19 protein-coding genes are annotated in these 17,046 nt (G+C 72.4%); 4 read left to right on the forward strand and 15 right to left on the reverse strand.

Going from position 1 to position 17,046, the window contains the following annotated elements:
• The first annotated feature begins 207 nt into the window (after nucleotides 1-207).
• Nucleotides 208-1,146, forward strand: a complete 939-nt coding sequence (locus Q8W71_RS18870) for an IS110 family RNA-guided transposase (RefSeq protein ID WP_305524427.1) — start codon at nucleotides 208-210, stop codon at nucleotides 1,144-1,146.
• Between the two features lie 46 nt (nucleotides 1,147-1,192).
• Here the strand turns inward: Q8W71_RS18870 and Q8W71_RS18875 are convergent, their stop codons facing one another.
• Complete coding sequence (locus tag Q8W71_RS18875) at nucleotides 1,193-2,098, reverse strand: NAD(P)-dependent oxidoreductase (protein WP_305526941.1); 906 nt, start codon at nucleotides 2,096-2,098, stop codon at nucleotides 1,193-1,195.
• Nucleotides 2,099-3,404: 1,306 nt separating this feature from the next.
• Between Q8W71_RS18875 and Q8W71_RS18880 the strand changes: the two genes are divergently transcribed.
• The 3 genes from Q8W71_RS18880 to mscL all read left to right on the forward strand — a co-directional run bounded on the left by Q8W71_RS18880 (nucleotide 3,405) and on the right by mscL (nucleotide 5,537).
• The gene (locus Q8W71_RS18880) at nucleotides 3,405-4,115 is read left to right on the forward strand and encodes a phosphatidylserine decarboxylase (protein ID WP_305526942.1); all 711 of its coding nucleotides are present in this window, start codon (nucleotides 3,405-3,407) and stop codon (nucleotides 4,113-4,115) included.
• Nucleotides 4,116-4,127: 12 nt separating this feature from the next.
• Nucleotides 4,128-5,039 (forward strand): CDP-alcohol phosphatidyltransferase family protein, encoded by a 912-nt coding sequence (locus Q8W71_RS18885; RefSeq protein ID WP_305526943.1) that lies wholly within the window; start codon nucleotides 4,128-4,130, stop codon nucleotides 5,037-5,039.
• Nucleotides 5,040-5,108: 69 nt separating this feature from the next.
• Nucleotides 5,109-5,537: a large conductance mechanosensitive channel protein MscL gene (mscL, locus tag Q8W71_RS18890; protein WP_305526944.1), complete on the forward strand. Its 429-nt coding sequence runs from the start codon at nucleotides 5,109-5,111 to the stop codon at nucleotides 5,535-5,537.
• A gap of 109 nt (nucleotides 5,538-5,646) precedes the next feature.
• On the opposite strand, the gene Q8W71_RS18895 is transcribed toward mscL, so the two are convergent.
• The 14 genes from Q8W71_RS18895 to Q8W71_RS18960 all read right to left on the reverse strand — a co-directional run bounded on the left by Q8W71_RS18895 (nucleotide 5,647) and on the right by Q8W71_RS18960 (nucleotide 17,045).
• Complete coding sequence (locus tag Q8W71_RS18895; RefSeq protein WP_305526945.1) at nucleotides 5,647-5,913, reverse strand: hypothetical protein; 267 nt, start codon at nucleotides 5,911-5,913, stop codon at nucleotides 5,647-5,649.
• Nucleotides 5,914-6,104: 191 nt separating this feature from the next.
• Nucleotides 6,105-6,518 carry a DUF1236 domain-containing protein gene (locus tag Q8W71_RS18900; RefSeq protein WP_305526946.1) on the reverse strand — a complete coding sequence of 138 codons (414 nt, stop codon included), beginning with the start codon at nucleotides 6,516-6,518 and terminating at the stop codon, nucleotides 6,105-6,107.
• A 164-nt stretch (nucleotides 6,519-6,682) separates the two neighbouring features.
• Nucleotides 6,683-7,444 carry a NepR family anti-sigma factor gene (locus tag Q8W71_RS18905; RefSeq protein ID WP_305526947.1) on the reverse strand — a complete coding sequence of 254 codons (762 nt, stop codon included), beginning with the start codon at nucleotides 7,442-7,444 and terminating at the stop codon, nucleotides 6,683-6,685.
• 119 nt (nucleotides 7,445-7,563) lie between these two features.
• On the reverse strand, nucleotides 7,564-8,394 hold the full coding sequence (locus tag Q8W71_RS18910; protein ID WP_305526948.1) for a class II glutamine amidotransferase: 831 nt from the start codon (nucleotides 8,392-8,394) through the stop codon (nucleotides 7,564-7,566).
• Between the two features lie 91 nt (nucleotides 8,395-8,485).
• Nucleotides 8,486-8,803 (reverse strand): cytochrome C oxidase subunit IV family protein, encoded by a 318-nt coding sequence (locus tag Q8W71_RS18915; protein WP_305526949.1) that lies wholly within the window; start codon nucleotides 8,801-8,803, stop codon nucleotides 8,486-8,488.
• On the reverse strand, nucleotides 8,800-9,330 hold the full coding sequence (locus tag Q8W71_RS18920) for a hypothetical protein (protein WP_305526950.1): 531 nt from the start codon (nucleotides 9,328-9,330) through the stop codon (nucleotides 8,800-8,802). Before Q8W71_RS18920 ends, Q8W71_RS18915 begins: the two co-directional genes overlap by 4 nt.
• 2 nt (nucleotides 9,331-9,332) lie before the next feature.
• A complete protein-coding gene (locus Q8W71_RS18925) occupies nucleotides 9,333-9,551 on the reverse strand; it encodes a hypothetical protein (RefSeq protein WP_305526951.1) in 219 nt (72 codons plus the stop codon).
• 6 nt (nucleotides 9,552-9,557) lie between these two features.
• Nucleotides 9,558-10,238: a cytochrome c oxidase subunit 3 gene (locus Q8W71_RS18930; protein ID WP_305526952.1), complete on the reverse strand. Its 681-nt coding sequence runs from the start codon at nucleotides 10,236-10,238 to the stop codon at nucleotides 9,558-9,560.
• Entirely contained in the window at nucleotides 10,235-11,911 is a 1,677-nt protein-coding gene (locus tag Q8W71_RS18935) for a cytochrome c oxidase subunit I (protein WP_305526953.1), read from the reverse strand. Before Q8W71_RS18935 ends, Q8W71_RS18930 begins: the two co-directional genes overlap by 4 nt.
• The gene (gene coxB, locus Q8W71_RS18940; RefSeq protein WP_305526954.1) at nucleotides 11,908-12,903 is read right to left on the reverse strand and encodes a cytochrome c oxidase subunit II; all 996 of its coding nucleotides are present in this window, start codon (nucleotides 12,901-12,903) and stop codon (nucleotides 11,908-11,910) included. The genes Q8W71_RS18935 and coxB overlap by 4 nt, the downstream gene beginning before the upstream one ends.
• Nucleotides 12,900-13,394 carry a hypothetical protein gene (locus Q8W71_RS18945; RefSeq protein WP_305526955.1) on the reverse strand — a complete coding sequence of 165 codons (495 nt, stop codon included), beginning with the start codon at nucleotides 13,392-13,394 and terminating at the stop codon, nucleotides 12,900-12,902. The genes coxB and Q8W71_RS18945 overlap by 4 nt, the downstream gene beginning before the upstream one ends.
• Complete coding sequence (locus Q8W71_RS18950; RefSeq protein WP_305526956.1) at nucleotides 13,391-14,452, reverse strand: hypothetical protein; 1,062 nt, start codon at nucleotides 14,450-14,452, stop codon at nucleotides 13,391-13,393. The genes Q8W71_RS18945 and Q8W71_RS18950 overlap by 4 nt, the downstream gene beginning before the upstream one ends.
• The gene (locus tag Q8W71_RS18955) at nucleotides 14,449-14,985 is read right to left on the reverse strand and encodes a c-type cytochrome (RefSeq protein ID WP_305526957.1); all 537 of its coding nucleotides are present in this window, start codon (nucleotides 14,983-14,985) and stop codon (nucleotides 14,449-14,451) included. The genes Q8W71_RS18950 and Q8W71_RS18955 overlap by 4 nt, the downstream gene beginning before the upstream one ends.
• Nucleotides 14,982-17,045 carry a quinol:electron acceptor oxidoreductase subunit ActD gene (locus tag Q8W71_RS18960; protein ID WP_305526958.1) on the reverse strand — a complete coding sequence of 688 codons (2,064 nt, stop codon included), beginning with the start codon at nucleotides 17,043-17,045 and terminating at the stop codon, nucleotides 14,982-14,984. Before Q8W71_RS18960 ends, Q8W71_RS18955 begins: the two co-directional genes overlap by 4 nt.
• Nucleotide 17,046: the final 1 nt, after the last annotated feature.

Genomic DNA, 17,046 nt, shown 5'->3' on the forward strand with positions numbered 1-17,046 from the left:
GCCACCCTTGTATCTAGGAGGCGGCCCTGTGATGTGCTGAGATTGGGGCTGCGCCGGGTGGGGTGGCCACCCCACCCGGCGCGCGGCGTTTGGCGCCCGCCCACCCTCCGGCCACAACCGTGGGAGAGCTTTGGGACCGAACGCCGCCTCGTCACGCACGACCGGACAGTCGCTCGATTGCCGCTCGCATGGACAAGGCAGGTCACCGTGACACGCATCCTCTGTGGCGTCGACATCGGCGCCGACACCCTGGTCGCCCGCCTGGGCCGGGACGGGCCCGAACACACCTGCCGCAACACGCCGGAGGGTCTGGCCGACCTCGTCGCCTTCTGCCGGACGCATCGGGTCGACGTGGTGGCCATGGAAGCCACCGGCGGCTACGAGCGCTTGGCGTTCGGCCTGCTCTGGGGCGAGGGCCTCGCCTGCGCGCTGCTCAACCCGCGCGCCGTGCGCCGGTTCGCCGAGGGTATGGGCGTGCTGGAGAAGACCGACCGGATCGATGCTGGGCTGATCGCTTGGTACGCGCAGGTCAAGGCTGTCCGGCCCACCCCGCTCGCCTCGGCGGCGCAGGCCCGGCTGACCGCCCTGGTGACCCGCCTGCGCCAGCTCACCGCGCTCAAGGTCAGCCAGAGCAACCAAGCCCGTCTCGTCACCGATCCGGACGCCCTGGCCTCGTTCGCGCCCATCCTGGCCGCGGTCGCGGCGCAGACCCGGCGCCTGGAGGCGCTGATCGCCGAAGCGCTCGCCGCCGACCCGCTCTGGGCGGCGCTGGAGGCCGAGTTCCGCACGATCAAGGGCGTGGCGGGCCGCACGGTGGCGCTGCTCATGGCCGAGATGCCCGAGATCGGCACGCTCTCGGGCAAGGCGGCGGCCAAGCTCGCCGGCCTCGCCCCCCTGGCCAACGACAGCGGACGCCGCACCGGCCCGCGGCCGATCCGGGCCGGGCGCGCGAGCGTGCGCGGCATCCTGTTCGTGGTGGCCGAGATCGTCCGCCGCCATGAACCGGACTTCCAAGCCTTCCATCAGCGGTTGAGCCAAGCCGGCAAGCCCAAGAAGGTCATCCGCGTCGCCCTCGCCCACAAGCTGCTCGTGCGCCTCAACGCAAAAGCCCGAGATCTCCGTGCCGCTCTGCCCCAACCCGCTTGACACCCCAGACAGTCGCTCCCCCGCAGAGGGGAGAGGGAACCCGCGGTTACCCCTTCCCCCGCACCCGCACCCCCAGCAGCGCCTCGAACGGCAGCACCATCGCGCCCTTGTCGCGCTCGCCGTGGCCCTGGCGGAGCGCGGTCTGGTAGGTGGCGGTGGCCGCCGCCGTCACCGGCAGCGGGAACCCGCCCTCCGCCGCCACCGCGGCGGCGCTGACGAGGTCCTTGTAGGCCTTGCCCATCGGGTAGCCCTCGTCGAATTCCCCCCGCAGGATGCGCGGCACGAAGTACTGCGCGGCGTAGCTGCGGCTGGTGCCGGTGGTGACGACCTGCCCCAGCGTGTCGGGGTCGAGCCCCATCGCCACCGCCATCGGCAGCACCTCGGCGAGCGCCGCGATGGCGATGTCGTAGAGCACGTTGTTCACGGTCTTGGTGAGCTGGCCCGAGCCCGCCGGCCCCATGTGCAGCACGGTCGTGCCGAACCGCTCCAGCAGCGGGCGCGCCGCCGCGAAATCCGCCGCCGCGCCGCCGCACATCACGGTCAGCGTCCCGGCCTCGGCCCCGGCCGGCGCTCCGGAGACCGGCGCGTCGAGGCCCCGCCGGCCGCCCGCGTCGAGCGCCCGGTGCAGCGCCAGGGCCTGCCCGTGGTCGATGGTGCTGAGATCGACCACGAGCGCCCCCGGCGCGAGGCGCTCCGCCACCCCGTCCGGCCCGAACAGGGTCGCCTCCACCGCGTCCCCGTCCGGCAGGCACAGGAACAGGACCTCCGCCCCCGCCACGGCGGCACGGTCGGTCGTAGCCACGACCTCCGCCCCGCCGAGCCCCGCCAGCCGCGCCGGATCGGCATCCACCGCCACGATTGTTTCCGACGTGTCCGCGCGCTTCCCGGCGAGGTGGCGGGCGATCGGGTGGCCCATCGCGCCGAGGCCGATGAGGGCGATTGTCTGGGTCATGCCGACCGTGCTCCCTGATGCGCGGGGAGCGTGGCAGGGGCAGCCAGTCCGTTCAAGGGAGTGCCGTTCGGTCGATCGGTCATGCTCCTGGGCTGACAGACCCGGTGAGCAGAGTGGTTCCGGACTGCGGAGCGGAGGAATACTCACACGTCACGGAGGATTTTCCTTGACAATGTTCCTTCTTTGTGCTCATTGTCCCTCACTCGCCGCCCGGCGCCGAGGGAGCGATCCCAGGGGCGTCCAGCAGGGATCCGCGCTGGACTGAGCGCGGGTTTGGGCGGCGGGGCGGTGCCCGCGGGGTCAGGCTTCAGTCGGCCGGCCACCCGGGCGGCGCGTCCGGTGCGGGACGGCTCGGGTGCGGGCATGGAGGCAGGGGCGTACGCGCCCGGCGCGGCACCAAATGAGCCGCGCCCGGACCCCATCCTGGGCCGATCCTGAGGTAAGACTGCGGGCCCGCATGCCACTACGGGCACGGGCCGGGCTGCAAAGCCCCAGCGACGATGCGGGTTCCGGGGGCGCGAGCCGGGAGCAGCGATGCTTCCTGGGCCGGGCGCCCCGTCAGAGACCGCTCACGTGCGGGCGTAGACCGGGCGGGCTGTCAGACACCGCGACGACAAGATGGCCGGCGGCCCCGGTGACGGGGGCGGTCGGCCACGGGGCGCCGCGGGGGCCGGCTTCCGCGTGTGTCACACGACCAGGGCTCCCGCGGCGTCCCGCGTCCCCTGTATCTCTTGGGCCATGTCCCCGGCGCGGAAGCGGGTGGGGGCGAGAACGCGTGTCCGGAGGGCGGGCCGCGGCGCAACGCCGGCCGACTCGAAAGAACCCGATCCTGTTTCCGGTTGAGCGCTTCGGGCGCGGCTCTCTCCGTCTTTGCGAGCGGAGCGAAGCAACCCAGCGGCGCCACATCGACGGGCGTCGCGCAGCCCTGGGTCGCTTCGCCTACGGCTCGCGATGACGGCGTGGGCCCGGATCCCCGCGTGGTTCGGAGGGAAGCGCTATGAGGTGTCTGCGAACTGCCCTCGAAGGCGGGCTCCAGCCGGCCGCGCGATCCCTGGAGGGCTCCTTCGAGGCCCGCTGCGCGGGCACCTCAGGATGAGGGGGGTTGGTGGGAGGACGCTGGTGGGAGGGGGCCGGTGGACGGGCGTCGGCGAAGGCGCGGGAAACGCTCCGCCCCTCGCCCGGCCACCCTCTCTCTCCGCTACCGCGACCCCGAGTGCCAAAAAAAAGAAATTTGACGTGGGGGCGGGGGGGTGCGATCCGCCCGGCCGGCGTGCCTGCACCGGCGACACCGCGAGTCCGAGAATCCATGACCGACCTCATCGAGACGATCCGCCGGACGCTCGTGCCGATCCACAAGGAGGGCTACCCCTTCATCCTGATCGGCATCGTGCTGACGGTGCTGGCCGGCTACTTCTCGCAGTTCTTCGGGTGGATCTTCCTGATCCTGACCCTGTGGGTCTGCTACTTCTTCCGCGACCCCGAGCGGGTGGTGCCGGTGGCCGACGGGCTGGTGGTGTCGCCGGCCGACGGGCGGGTGAACCTGATCGCCACGGTGCTGCCGCCGCCGGAGCTCGACCTGCCGCCGGTCCCCACTCTGCGGGTTTCCGTGTTCATGAACGTGTTCGACTGCCACGTGAACCGGATGCCGGTGGGCGGGCGGATCGGCCAGATCCACTACACGCCGGGGCTGTTCCTCAACGCCGAACTCGACAAGGCGAGCGACGACAACGAGCGCAACGGCATGGTGATCGAGACCGAGCACCGGGGCGAGCCCAAGCGCGTCGGCGTCGTGCAGATCGCGGGGCTGGTGGCGCGGCGCATCGTCGGCTTCGTGGCGGCGGGCGACGCGCTGGCGGCGGGCGAGCGCTTCGGGCTGATCCGCTTCGGCTCGCGGGTCGACGTGTACCTGCCGGCGGGTTCCAAGGTGCTGGTCGGGCTCGGCCAGAAGGCGGTGGCGGGGGAGACCGTGCTCGCCGACCTCGGCGGCGGCCCGGACCGCGCCTTCCGCCGGATCTGAAGCGAGGCGCCCGTGGACGACCTGTTTCCGCCCTTCGCGCCCGACCCGAACGAGCCGCGCCCGCGCCGGTTCAAGCCGGTGCCGTTCCGGATGATCGCGCCGAACATGATCACCCTGATGGCGCTGTGCCTCGGGCTGACGGCGATCCGGCTCGCCTTCGAGGGCAAGTTCGAGCCCGCCGTCATCGCCGTGGTGGTGGCCGGCGTCCTCGACGGGATCGACGGGCGGGTGGCCCGGCTCCTGAAGGGCACCTCGCGCTTCGGGGCGGAACTCGATTCGCTGGCCGACTTCGTCAATTTCGGCTGCGCCCCGGCGCTGATCCTGTACGGGTTCTCGCTGTTCCACCTGAAGTCGGCCGGCTGGATCGTCGCGCTGATCTTCGCCATCGCCATGGCGCTGCGGCTCGCGCGCTTCAACGCGATGCTCGACGATCCGGACCGCCCGGAATGGAAGAAGGACTACTTCGTCGGCATGCCGGCCCCGGCCGGTGCGCTGACCGCGATGCTGCCGCTCTACCTGCACTTCCTCGGCTTCAGCTTCGAGGGCTGGGCGGCGCCGGCGATCCTCGTCTACGCCCTGTGCATCGCGCTGATGGTCGTCTCCACGGTGCCGACCTTCTCGGGCAAGACCATGGGCAAGCGGGTGCCCCGCGCCTGGGTGCTGCCGATCTTCCTGCTCGGCGTGGCCGCCTTCGGCATCCTGATCAGCTATCCCTTCGAGGCGCTGGTGGCGGTGAGCGGGGCCTACCTCGCGACCATCCCGGTCGGCGCCGCGCAGTACCGCCGCCGCGCCCGGGCCGACCTCGCGGCGCCCCCGGCCGCCCCTCAGGCCGCCCCTCCCGCCGCTCTCCCGGCCGCCGCTCTCCCGGCCACCCCGCCCGAGGCGCGGCCGGCGCCGGAGACCGGTGGAAAAGGGACGGCCTGAGTCTGGCTCGACCCCGGCGGCGCCCTATCGTCCCCACGGGTGCCCCGGAGGCGCTCACCGGGTCGGATCATGCTGGAAGAATTCAAAAAATTCGCCCTGCGGGGCAACGTCGTCGACCTCGCGGTGGGGGTGATCATCGGCGCGGCGTTCGGCGCCATCGTCACCTCGGCGGTGCAGGATCTGTTCATGCCGGTGATCGGCGCGCTGACCGGCGGGCTCGATTTCTCGAACTACTACCTGCCGCTGTCCGAGGCGGTGAAGACCGGGCTGCCCTACGCCGAGGCCAAGAAGCAGGGCGCGGTGTTCGGCTACGGCCAGTTCCTGACCGTGTCGCTCAACTTCCTGATCGTCGCCTTCGTGCTGTTCCTGGTGATCCGGGCGATGAACCGGCTCCAGAGCGCGCAGGCCGACAAGCCGGAAGCCGCCCCCGCCGTGCCCGCCGACGTGAAGGTGCTCGTCGAGATCCGCGACCTGCTCGCCGCCCGGCCGAAGGCCTGATACCGCATCCGCTCGATCGGAGCGGATGCGGTATCGGCAAGCCCGCGCGGCGCCTGAGCGAAGCCGAACTCCGCCATCCCGAAGGGATCGATCGGAGTTCGCATGAGCCTCAGCCGCGGCGCGGCTCGTCCGGGTTGACGCCCAGCGCGTCGAGGATCTTGTCGAGCGCCTGGCCGACCGCTTCGGTGCCCTCCTCGTGGGTCTTGAGGCGGGTCTCCAGCCGGCGGAGCTGCGGGGCGAAGGTGTCGTCCACCGGCGCGTCGCCGAGGAAGCTCGGCTTCTCCGCCACCGGCAGGGCGCCGCGCAACTGCTGGCCGAGATGGTCGCGGACCGGCTCGGGCAGGCTCGCCCCGCGGTCGTCAGGTTCCTGGATCATCGGATCGCTCCCGTTCGCCGCCCGTCAACGAGGATGCCCGGCCAAGCGTTGCGCGCTCGGAGTGTTGCGCGCTCGGCGTTGCGCACGCCCCGGTGCGCCTCGCGTCCGGGCATCCCGACACGAAAAAGGCCCCGGAGCCGGGCTCCGGGGCCTGTCGGGCGGGCCGGCCGGGCGCCGGCCCGGTGACGCACTCAGTCGATGACCTCGACGATGCGGTGGCCGCGGTCGACCAGCACCGGGCGGTCGTTGACCACGGTGTAGCGGTAGCCCGGCTGCACGCGGTACTCGCTCGGCACGTCGTAGTAGGTCACGCCGGACGAGGGCAGGGTGCTGCCGACGACGACGCGGCCGTCGTAATCGTAGGAGCGGACGTTGCGCTCGCGGACGTAGCTGCGGAAGCGGGGCGCCATGTCGACGCCGAGGATGCCGCCGACCGTGCCGGTGGCCGCGCCGACCGCGCCGCCGACGATGCCGCCGATCGGGCCGCCGACCTCGGAGCCCGCCGCCGCGCCGCGCTCGGCGCCGGGGATCGTGCCCTGGGCCTGCGCGGCCAGCGGCAGCGACAGGGCGAGGGCGGAGGCGGCGAGGAGGGTCTTGATCGTCATGCGCAACAATCTCCGTTCCGTGTGTTGCGCCGCAGCGCAGCGGCGCGTTCGGCCCAGTAACGCGCGCCCCCCGGAAACGGATGCATGTTTTTTTCGACGCCGCCCGCCGGCCGTCCCGGGCCCCGCCGGGCCTCGGGTTCAGGCGTCGGCCTCTGGCGTCGGGCTCAAGCGTCCTTGGGCATCGCCGACTGGATGAAGCGGTCGGAGCCGAGATCCTCCTCGTCGTAGCCGAGCAGCTCGGCGAGCCGGCCGCGGGCGCGGCTGACGCGGCTCTTCACGGTGCCGACCTTGCAGCCCATGATGGTCGCCGCCTCCTCGTAGGAGACGCCCTCGGCGCCGACCAGCACCAGCGCCTCGCGCTGGTCCGGGGGCAGCTTGGCGAGCGCGGTCTGGAGATCCTCGACGTCGAGCCGGTCGCCCTGATGCGGTGCGGTGGCGAGCCGGGCGGCGTAGGAGCCGTCCTGATCCTCGACCTCGCGCACCCGCTTGCGGTGATCCGAGTAGAAGATGTTGCGCAGGATCGTGAACAGCCACGCATTGAGGTTGGTGCCCGGCTGGAACCGGGCGCGGTGCTGCCAGCCCTTCAGCAGCGTGTCCTGCACGAGGTCGTCCGAGCGGGCCGGGTTGGAGGTCAGCGACAGGGCGAAGGCGCGCAAGGACGGCACCGCGGCGAGCAGCCCGTCGCGGAACTCCGGCTCGATCGCCTCGCCGCGGGCCCGCAGCGCGCCCTCCAACTGCTCGATCAGCTCGGCGAACCGGGCGGGCAGGGCGTCCTCGCCGATCCGGTCGTAGACCGTGCGCAGGTGCTCACCGAGATGGGTGCGGATGGAGGAGGACAGGTTCGGGCGGCCATCCTCCCGAAGGCCGTCCTCGCGAAGGCCGTCCTGCGCGGGCGGCGGGACGGTGTCGATGTCGTCGCGGGTCATGCTCGTCGCACTCGTCGGCTCGTCAGGGCTCGACCGGCGGTCCGGGTCGGTCGAGGGGGATCGCTTGACGGCCGGAATCCAGAGAAAGTAAGGCCGCTGCGGTCCTGTTGCTCGCAAGTCTAGCGCATCGGGCGCTCCGGCGCACCCTCCGCCCGGGTCGCACGCGCCGGCCCCTCCGCCCCCCTCAACAGGCGGATCGCCCCGTCCCGCAGCGTGAGCACGTCCCCGCGGGCGAGGTCGGTCCAGCACTCGTCGCGGGTCAGCGCCTGGGTGGCGATCACCGTCACCACGTCGCTCTCGGTGGTCTCCCGGGCGAAATCGACCTCCCAGTCCTCGTCGATCAGGGTCGCCCGGCCGAAGGGCGCACACCGGGTGAGGTAGCACAGCCGCTTGCCGCAATGGGCGTAGAGGGTGCGGCTGTCGGTCATCAGCATGTTGAACACGCCGAGCCCGTGCAATTCGGCGCACAGGTCGGCCACCGCCCGATCGAGGGTCTCCGGCCGCGGCAGCGCCCGGAACCGGTCTTGGAGCCGGCCGAGCATCCAGCAGAAGGCGTGCTCGCTGTCGGTGGTGCCGATCGGCGTGAACCCGCCGAGCGGCAGCCGCTTCACCCCCTTGAGCTGGCCGTTATGGGCGAAGGTCCAGCGCCGGCCCCACAGCTCGCGCGAGAACGGGTGCGTGTTCTCCAGGCTGACGCGGCCCCGATTGGCCTTGCGCACGTGGGCGACGACGATGCGGCTCTTGATGGCGGTGTCGCGCAGGAGCCGCGCCAGCTTGGAGCGGGAGCTCGGCTCCGGCTCGTGGAAGCTGCGGCAGGTGCGGCCCTCGTAGAAGCTGATGCCCCAGCCGTCGGCGTGCGGGCCGGTCTCGCCGCCGCGGCGGGCGAGGCCGGCGAAGGAGAAGCGGATGTCGGTCGGCACGTTGGCGCTCATGCCGAGCAGTTCGCACATCGGGGAAGCCGGGGCGTGACGGGAAGGCCGCCGATTTAGGGGCCTTCGGCCGCCGGAACAACGGGTTTCCGGCCGGTCAGCGCCCCAGGAGTCAGCGCGCCAGCACGTCGGTGAGCGTCATGCCGACGAGGATCGCCACCCAGAAGAAGCCCAGCGCCGAGAACAGGCGCACGAGGGGCGGCTCCTTCCGCACCTCCATCGAGACGAGCAGGATGATCGCCACCATCACCGTCACGACGGCGAGTTCGACGATCCAGACACGGGCGAAGGGCAGGGTGGCGCCCAGCGCGACGTTGACGGCGAGCAGGCCCAGCAGCGCGAGGAAGGTGAGCAGCGGCGCGCGCAGGTGCCGCTTGAGGAGCGCGCGGTCCTCGGGGCTGAGGGCGGCCCAGCGCCCGGGCCGGCTCATCGGTCGGTCCCGGCCATCGTCATGTCCGCGCCCGGCCGCAGGACGATGAGGGCATCCCGCGCGGCCTCGGCCGCCTCCGGATCCGCCCCGGCCGCGAGCGCGGCGAGCGCGGCGACGGCCCGGGCGCGCGCCTCGGGGCCGCTCTCCGAGATCCGCCCCGCGTCCAAGAAATGCAGGGCCTCGGCGCGTCCCTCGAACGAACCGCGCCGGAGAATGTTGACGAAGCTGTCGAGCGGCAGGCTGGCCCCGAGCTCGTCCAAGGCGAACAGCAGCGTTCCCGACTGGGGCGCGACCTCCGGCCGTTCGAGAACCTGCCCGATCCGGGCGGCCGCACCGGCCGCGCCGAGATCGGCGAGCGCCAGCGCCGCGGCGTTCCGCAGCCGAAAGGACGTGGTGGTGTCGAGGATGCGCTCGATCTCGCGGGCCTCCATCGGCGGCGTCCGGCCGTGCCGGTCGCGCAGCAGCGCGATCACGCCCTCCTCGTCGCGCGGATCCAGCCTCGTCCAATCCCGGTGAGCGACGACCATGCTCAGGACCTTACACGATTCCGGCCGGATGTGATCCAGGCCTCGTACTCGGCAAAAGCCTGCTCCCGGCCTTCGAGGTCGCGGCCGCCGGCCTCCTCCTTGCCGACCCGGTGCCACCAGCGTCGGAACGCCTCGAAATCCGGTCGCTCTTCGAGCCCGAACCAGCGGTCCCGCCGCGCTTGTCCCCCGCCCCGAAAGCGCCCGCCCGGCTCCCGCGACATGGGGCGTCAGCTCGACCGGTTGACCACGTAGAGGATCGGGAAGGCCAGGATCCAGACGAGGTCGATGAAATGCCAGTACAGGCCGTAGACCTCGATCCAGTTCTGGTGGCGGGCGAGGAAGCCCGCTCGCGCCGCCATCCAGGTCATGCCGAGCAGGATCAGGATGCCGGTGAGCAGGTGGACCGCGTGGAGGATCGTGGCCACGTAGTAGAGGTTCACGAACAGCCGCGCGGCCGGCGTCTCGGCGAGCGCGAACGGGCGGTCCGCGAGGAACGGCATCATGTGCTCGTCCCAGTCGGCGTAGTACTCGTAGCCCTTGAGCACCAGGAACAGCCCGCCCAGGGCCGCCGTGGCGAGCATGGCGCGGACCATCGCCCGCTGCCAGCCCATGCGCGAGAACGCGATCGCCATCGACATGGTCAGGCTGGAGCAGATCAGCACCACCGTGTTGGTCGCGCCGATCCAGAACTTGAGGTGGCGCGCCGCCGCGATCGTCGCCTCCGGGTGCTCGATCCGGACCACCAGCGCCACGAGGAACAGGGCGGAGAACAGCAGCAGTTCGGTGATCAGCCACGCCCAGATCCCGAGGGTCGCCGCCTGCCGCTGCTGGGCGACGGTCTCGAAATGGGCGACGCGGGCGACGCCGACGCCCTCGACCGCCCCCTCGGGCACCGGCGCGCTGCTCATCGGTGCTGGTCCCGGGTTTCCTGCGCCTGGATCGGGTAGTCGTAGGGGATCCGCGGCACCTCCGGCGGCTCCAGGAAATTGTGGGCGGGCGGCGGCGAGGCCGTCTCCCACTCGAGCCCCTTGGCGTTCCACGGGTTGGCCGGCGCCCTGCGGCCGAACCACAGGGAGTAGACGAGGTAGAGCATCGGGAAGAGGTAGCCCGCCGCCAGGATCGTGGCGCCGGCCGAGGACAGGACGTTGAGGAGCTGGAACTCGGGCGGGTAGGTCGCGTAGCGCCGCGGCATCCCGAGATAGCCGAGGATGAATTGCGGGAAGAAGGTGACGTTGAAGCCGAGGAAGATCAGGAAGGCGGACACCCGCCCCCACGCCTCGACGTACATGCGGCCGGTGAATTTCGGCCACCAGAAGTGCAGGCCGCCGAGGAAGGCCAGCACCGTGCCGCCGACCATGATGTAGTGGAAATGCGCGACCACGAAGTAGGTCGCGTGGATGTGCTGGTTGATGGCGAGCGTGGCCAGGTACAGGCCGGTCAGCCCGCCGAGCACGAACAGGCCGATATAGCCCATCGCGTAGAGCATCGGCGTGTCGAGGCGCAGGCTGCCCTTATGGATCGTCGCGGTCCAGTTGTAGACCTTGACCGCGGACGGGACCGCCACCGCGAAGGACAGCACCGAGAAGACGAGGCTCGCCAGGTCGCTCTGGCCGTTGACGAACATGTGGTGGCCCCAGACGAAGAACGTCACCGAGGCCAGCCCGATCGAGGCGTAGGCGACGAACCGGTAGCCGAACAGCTTCTTCTGGGCGAAGGCCGGGACGATCTCCGAGATCACCCCCATGCCCGGCAGCACCATGATGTAGACGGCCGGGTGCGAGTAGAACCAGAACAGGTGCTGGAACAGCACCGGGTCGCCGCCGTAGGCCGGGTCGAACACGCCGATGTGGAAGGCGCGCTCCATGATCAGCAGGATCAGCGCCGTGGTGATCACCGGCGTGGCGAGCAGGAAGATCAGGCTGGTGGCGTAGTGCGCCCAGACGAAGATCGGCAGCTTGAACCACGTCATGCCGGGTGCCCGCATGGTGTGGATCGTGACGACGAAGTTGAGCCCGGTCAGGATCGAGGAGAAGCCGACGATCGTCACCCCGATCAGCGCCGGCAGCACCCAGGTGTTCGAGAAGGCGGTCGAGAGCGGCGCGTAGAAGGTCCAGCCGGTGTCGACCCCGCCGAGCACCACCGAGACCAGGGTGAACAGGGCGCCGCCCATGAACACGTACCAGCTCGTCAGGTTGAGCTTGGGGAACGCCAGATCCTTCGCCCCGATCATCAGAGGGATCAGGAAGTTGCCGAAGGTCGCCGGGATCGACGGGATCAGGAAGAACCACACCATCACCACCCCGTGGATGGTGAACGCCTTGTTGTAGGTGTCGTTGGTCATCACCGCGCCGTTCGGCACGATCAGCGCGAGGCGCACCACCCCCGCGGCCACCGCCCCGATCACGAAGAAGCCGGTGATCGACGCGAGGTAGAGGATCGCGATGCGCTTGTGGTCGGTGGTGAGGAACCACGAGCGCAGGGTCGATTCCGCGTGCAGGTAGTCCGGCTTGCGCCCGAGCGTCGATTCCGGGGCGTGCGGCTCGCGGCGGGCGGTGCCGCCGACGCTGCCCGTTGCGCTCATCGCGTCGCCTCCGCGGATTCGCCCGCCCCGGACGCGCCGGCCCGGGCGCCGGCGGTGTCGTAGGCCTTGATGAAGTCGATCACGCGGCCGAGGTCGTCCGCCGGGATCCTGCCCGCGAAGCTCGGCATCACCTGCTTGCCCCCGCCGGCCAGCCGGTCGCCGTTCGGGTTCAGGATCTTTTCGCGCAGCCACGCGTCGTCGGCGACCACGGTGCGGCCGTCCGCGAGCCTGACCTCGGAGCCGTAGAGGCCGGCGAGGCCCGGCGCCTTCACGGCCGAGCCCGGCTCGTGGCAGCCGGCGCAGCCGTAGGCCTCGTAGAGGACGCGTCCCGCGGCGACCTTGCCCTGCTGCGCGCCGGCATGGGTCAGCCAGTCCTGGTAGTCGCCGGGGTTCATGAAGGTGATCTTCCCCTCCATCACCGAGTGGTCGGTGCCGCAATATTCCGAGCAGTAGAGGTGGTAGGTGCCGGTCTTGTCGGCCTTGAACCACAGCTCGGTGTAGCGGTCGGGCAGGGCGGCCACCTGCATGCGCACGGCCGGCAGGTAGAGGGCGTGGATCACGTCCTGGCTGATGATCCGCAGGCGGATCGGCTGGCCGATCGGCACGTGCAGGTCGTTGATCTCGGCCTGCCCGGTGGGGTGCTGGAACTTCCACATCCACTGGCGGCCGACCGCCTCGATCGTCATCGCGTCGGGGGGTGGGTTCTTCGAGAGGACGAACAGCCGCGCGCCCCAGACGAAGAACACCAGCGTCAGCAGGAACGGGATCAGCATCCAACTGATCTCGATCAGGTTCGAGCGGATGCCCGAGGGCTGCCGGTCGGCCTGCGAGCCCTCGCGGTAGCGCAGGGCGAAATAGGTGATCGCCAGGAAGACCGGCACGGTCAGCAGCAGCGTCAGCACCGTGAAGGCGAGGATCAGCACGTCGGTCTCGACCGCGTTGGCGGAGACGGCGGCGGGCCAGAGCTGGAGGGCGGCGTGGTCCGGGGTCATCGCGCGCCCGCGTCCAGGGGCCGGCCGACGCTGAGCTGCATCGCCCGGTCGATCGGGATGCGGGCGCGGGTGCGCGCCGGGTCGAGGTAGCCGTAGGCCGAGAGCGCCCGCTCGGCCGAGGCCCGCTCCCGGTCGAGGTCGGCGTAGGGGTCGGGCTGGAGGTGCGGGGGCGGGGGCCGCAGGCGGGCCGTCTGCTGCGGGGTCAGCGTCGGCAGCGCCGCGCGCTGGCTCGCGGCGAAGGCGCCCATCAGCCAGATCATGATCCCGATCGCCACGAGCGCCGCGCCCGCGAGGCCGGCCATCGCCAGGGCGGTGTTGCGGACGTTCACGTCCTCGGTCTCGTGGCCGGGGCCGGCCGGCCGGTCGGGCGCGTCCGCCCGCGCGGGCGTCACCGGCACGGCGCCGGTGCGGCGCAGGAGGAGGCCGGCGAGCACCGCCGGGATCAGGCCGCGGGGCGTCGTACCGCGGGGAGTCCGGCCACGGGTGCTCATGCCGGGCTCCCGGCGCGGGCGCCGCCCGGCGTCGCCCGCGCGGCGAGCGGCGCGAGGACCGGGCGCAGGGCGGCGGCGAGGGCGGCGAGGGCGAGGGCGGCGAGCGCGTCGGACCAGCGGATGACGAAGCGGTCGCGCAGGGCCGGGGTGACGAGCCAGGACATCTCCAGGGCGTGCACGCACAGGGCCGCGCCGGCGAGCCAGCGGGTGATCACCCGCCCGGGGCGCAGCGTCGCGAGCCCGGCGAGCGCCACCACCGCGCCGCCCGCGAGCGCCAGCCCGCGCCCGAGCGCCCCGCCGCGGGCGAAGTACCAGGACACCTCGGGCGGGAGGTTGGCCGACCACACGATCAGGAACTGGACGAAGTGCATGTAGGCCCACAGGCTCAGGAGCACGACCAGCGGGATGAGCCGGCCGCGGCCGGGGACGGTGCGCCCGCGCCCGATCGGCTCCGGCTCCTCCCAGGCGAGCAGGATCGCGGCGGCGAAGGCCAGCCCGCTCCAGGCGGTCGGCACCAGCAGGCCGAGCAGGGCGGAATCGAGCCGCGGGTCGAGGGCGGCGATCACGTCGATCACGAACAGGGTGGCGACCACCGCGTGCAGGCCGACCGCCGGGACGGTGCGGGCCTCGCCGGGGGCGTCGTAGGCCTTGGCGAAGCGCAGGCACAGCCACGTCCAGGCGGCGAGGTAGGCGATCACCCGGGCGGCGAAGAACGGCGCCGTGAACCACAGGGCGGCGAGCGGCGTGCGCGGCGGCGCGTCGGCCCAGGGGTAGAGCAGGGGGCCCATGGCGAGCACCGGCAGGCCGAGCAGGGCGGCGGCGGGCATCAGCCCCATCAGCCGGCGCAGGGCGGCGAGCATCTCGACGCCGCCGCGGGCCCGCACCCGCTCGCCGAAGCGCTCGGCCACCACGGTGATCGGCATGGCGCCGACCGGCAGGGCCAGCAGCACCAGCCACGCGGCGAGGTAGGAGCCGGCCGCGCCGCGCCAGCCGGCGACGAAGACGCAGAGGGCCAGCGCGGCGAGGCCCGCGGCGGCGAGGAGCAGGGGGCGCCTCATCGGCGCGCCTCCAGCCGGGCGCGGTCGGCCTCCGGCAGGTCGGCCACCGCGACGTCGCGGCTGAGCTGGAGGGCGCGCAGGTAGGCGACGATCGCCCATCGGTCGGCGGAGGGGATCATCTGCGCCATGCCGAACATCGTCCGGTAGCCGTCGGAGATCGTGCCGTAGAGGTCGGCGGCGCTCGCCCGGCGCAGCTTCTCCGCGGCGAGGTCGCCGGCATGGGGGAAGCCGCGGGCGACGACCATGCCGGCGCCCCGCCCGTCCGGCCCGTGGCAGGGGGTGCAGAACACGCCGTAGCGCTCCTGCCCCCGCGCCAGCAGGTCCGCGGTGATCGTCGCGGGCTGCGGCGCCGGCCGGGCCGGGTCGGCCCGCGGCACGGTGCCGGCCACCGGATGGCGCATGGTCGATTCGCGCGGGAAGAACGCGTTGCGGTCCCAGGTCTCGGCGCGCGGCTGGTCGGCCATGTTCGCCTCGCCGCAGGCGCCGAGCGGCAGCAGGCAGAGGAGGGCGAGGCAGGGGGGCAGCGCTCTCACCGCGGGATCCGCCGGATCTCGAGGGGCCGCCCGGCCTCGGCCGGCAGGGCGGCGAGCCGGCGCTCGATCCGGCCCGCGTCGAAGCCGTCGCCCTGGGCTTCGGCCGAGAGGAAGAAGCGGTCGTCGGAGGCGCGCAGGAAGCCGGGGATGTTGAAGGCCGGGTGGTTCAGGCGCGGCAGGCGGTTGAGCACGAGGAGCGCGACGTGGATCGCGAGGCAGCCGGTCATCATCGCGCAGGACACGCTCGGCACGACGAAGGACGGCCAGGAGAAGCGCGGGCGCCCGCCGATCAGGAACACGTAGTCGTAGGCCGTGGCGTAGACGCACAGCGCGTAGAAGGCACCCCCGCCCAGCAGCGCCCCGGCCAGGGCGTAGGGCAGGATCGAGCGGCCCTCCAGACCGAGCGGGCGCAAGGCGCGCGGCATCGGCACCGGCCCGTGGCCGTCGAGGTGCACGTCGCCGCCGCGCATCCCCGAGAGCGCCTGGAGGGCGGCGGCGAGGTCGGCCTGCGTGGCGAAGGCGGCGGCCACCCCCCAGAGCGGCCCCGCGTGCGGCTCCGCCTCCGGCCGGCGGACGCCGCGGGCCGCCTCGGCGGCGCCCGCGGCCGGGGCCTGCGCCAGCGCCAGCCGCCGGGTCTCGGCGATCGACACCGCCGGCAGGTAGCGCAGGAACAGCAGCAGCAGGGTCAGGAACAGGCCGACCGAGCCGGCGAAGGTGGCGATCCCCCAGGCGTTCTCGGCGTAGGAGAGGCGCGCGGCCGGCAGGAAGTCCTGCGTCAGGGTGACGACGAGCACCATGACGTGGTCCGCGTAGGCGCCGGCCGCCGCGAGCAGCCCGACCGCGGCGATCGCCAGCGGCGACACCCGTGCGCGGGCCGACCACAGCACCTGCGGCGCCCCCACGAGGCAGATCACCGCCGTCCAGAAGGCCGGCGCGTGCGCCCCGGTGAAGCGGCGGATCAGCACCGCCCGTTCGGGGGCGTGGCCGTTGAGGAGCGTGCCGAACGCCTCGGCCGCGTAGCAGTAGGCGCTGGCGCAGCCGAGGCAGAGCATCAGCCGGCCGAGCACGTCGAGGTGGCGGGCGGTGATCAGGGCGTCGAGACCGTACACGACCCGGACCGTCACGACGATCGCCGCGGTGACGCCGACGCCGGACAGGACGGCGTGGACGAGGAAGCTGATCGGCAGGAGCGTGCCGTGCCAGCCCGGCATCAGCGAGCCCGCGAGCATCACCGAGGCGCCGGTCTGCACCGAGATCACGAGCAGCACCCCGAGCAGGGCGACGGTGCGGTAGGCCTGCCCCCAGATCTGCCAGTGCGCGGCCGAGCCCCGCCAGCCCGAGGCGACGATGCCGTAGACCTGGGCGCGCAGCAGCGCGACCCGCCGCGTCGGCGCGCCGACCTCGCGCTGGCGCATCGCCTCGGCATGCGCCCGGTCGCGCAGGGTGGCGAGGTCGGGCAGGAGGCCGATGTACCAGAGGCTCAGGGCGATCACGAGGAAGGACACGATGTCGATCGCGTCCCACAGGAGCGGCGAGCGGAACTGCGGCCACAGGTCGTAGGTGTTGGGATACGGCAGGTTCCAGAAGAAGAACCACGGCCGCCCGAGATGGATGATCGGGTAGAGCCCGGCCGCGGCGGTGGCGAGCAGCGCCACCGTCTCGGCGATCCGGTTCACCGCGCCGCGCCACTCCGCTTCGAGCAGCATCAGCACGCCGGAGACGAGCACGCTGCCGCAGGCCACGCCGATCCACCAGTCGTAGCTGGCGATGTCGAGCGCCCAGACGACGGCGTTGTTGTTCCCCCAGATTCCGGGCCCCGCGTAGAGCAGATAGCCGAGCGTGAGGGCGAACACGCCGAGCAGCGCCAGCGCCGCCGCGAAGGCGATCCACCAGCGGCGGTTGCCGGGATGGGTGAGCGGGATGGCGGAGACGGCGCCGCCGATGTCGCGCAGGGTCTCGCCGGAGGCCAGCAGCGGGCCGAAGCGCGGACCCAAGCGCGGCGCGGAGCGCGGACCGGGGGGCGATCCGGGGGGCGGGCCGCCGCGGCGGGTGCCGGACATG

This window comes from Methylobacterium amylolyticum, from assembly GCF_030700245.1.
GTDB lineage: Bacteria > Pseudomonadota > Alphaproteobacteria > Rhizobiales > Beijerinckiaceae > Methylobacterium.

Excerpts from the sequence above, each read along its gene's own strand:
- Q8W71_RS18920 (WP_305526950.1), bottom strand. The coding sequence starts at position 9,330 with ATGGTCGTCGCTCACCGGGATTGGACGAGGCTGGATCCGCGCGACGAG.
- Q8W71_RS18945 (WP_305526955.1), bottom strand. The coding sequence starts at position 13,394 with ATGAGCACCCGTGGCCGGACTCCCCGCGGTACGACGCCCCGCGGCCTG.
- Q8W71_RS18880 (WP_305526942.1), top strand. The coding sequence starts at position 3,405 with ATGACCGACCTCATCGAGACGATCCGCCGGACGCTCGTGCCGATCCAC.
- Q8W71_RS18905 (WP_305526947.1), bottom strand. The coding sequence starts at position 7,444 with ATGACCCGCGACGACATCGACACCGTCCCGCCGCCCGCGCAGGACGGC.
- Q8W71_RS18935 (WP_305526953.1), bottom strand. The coding sequence starts at position 11,911 with ATGAGCGCAACGGGCAGCGTCGGCGGCACCGCCCGCCGCGAGCCGCAC.
- Q8W71_RS18900 (WP_305526946.1), bottom strand. The coding sequence starts at position 6,518 with ATGACGATCAAGACCCTCCTCGCCGCCTCCGCCCTCGCCCTGTCGCTG.
- Q8W71_RS18895 (WP_305526945.1), bottom strand. The coding sequence starts at position 5,913 with ATGATCCAGGAACCTGACGACCGCGGGGCGAGCCTGCCCGAGCCGGTC.
- mscL (WP_305526944.1), top strand. The coding sequence starts at position 5,109 with ATGCTGGAAGAATTCAAAAAATTCGCCCTGCGGGGCAACGTCGTCGAC.
- Q8W71_RS18960 (WP_305526958.1), bottom strand. The coding sequence starts at position 17,045 with ATGTCCGGCACCCGCCGCGGCGGCCCGCCCCCCGGATCGCCCCCCGGT.
- Q8W71_RS18925 (WP_305526951.1), bottom strand. The coding sequence starts at position 9,551 with ATGTCGCGGGAGCCGGGCGGGCGCTTTCGGGGCGGGGGACAAGCGCGG.
- Q8W71_RS18915 (WP_305526949.1), bottom strand. The coding sequence starts at position 8,803 with ATGAGCCGGCCCGGGCGCTGGGCCGCCCTCAGCCCCGAGGACCGCGCG.
- Q8W71_RS18950 (WP_305526956.1), bottom strand. The coding sequence starts at position 14,452 with ATGAGGCGCCCCCTGCTCCTCGCCGCCGCGGGCCTCGCCGCGCTGGCC.
- Q8W71_RS18910 (WP_305526948.1), bottom strand. The coding sequence starts at position 8,394 with ATGTGCGAACTGCTCGGCATGAGCGCCAACGTGCCGACCGACATCCGC.
- Q8W71_RS18930 (WP_305526952.1), bottom strand. The coding sequence starts at position 10,238 with ATGAGCAGCGCGCCGGTGCCCGAGGGGGCGGTCGAGGGCGTCGGCGTC.
- coxB (WP_305526954.1), bottom strand. The coding sequence starts at position 12,903 with ATGACCCCGGACCACGCCGCCCTCCAGCTCTGGCCCGCCGCCGTCTCC.
- Q8W71_RS18875 (WP_305526941.1), bottom strand. The coding sequence starts at position 2,098 with ATGACCCAGACAATCGCCCTCATCGGCCTCGGCGCGATGGGCCACCCG.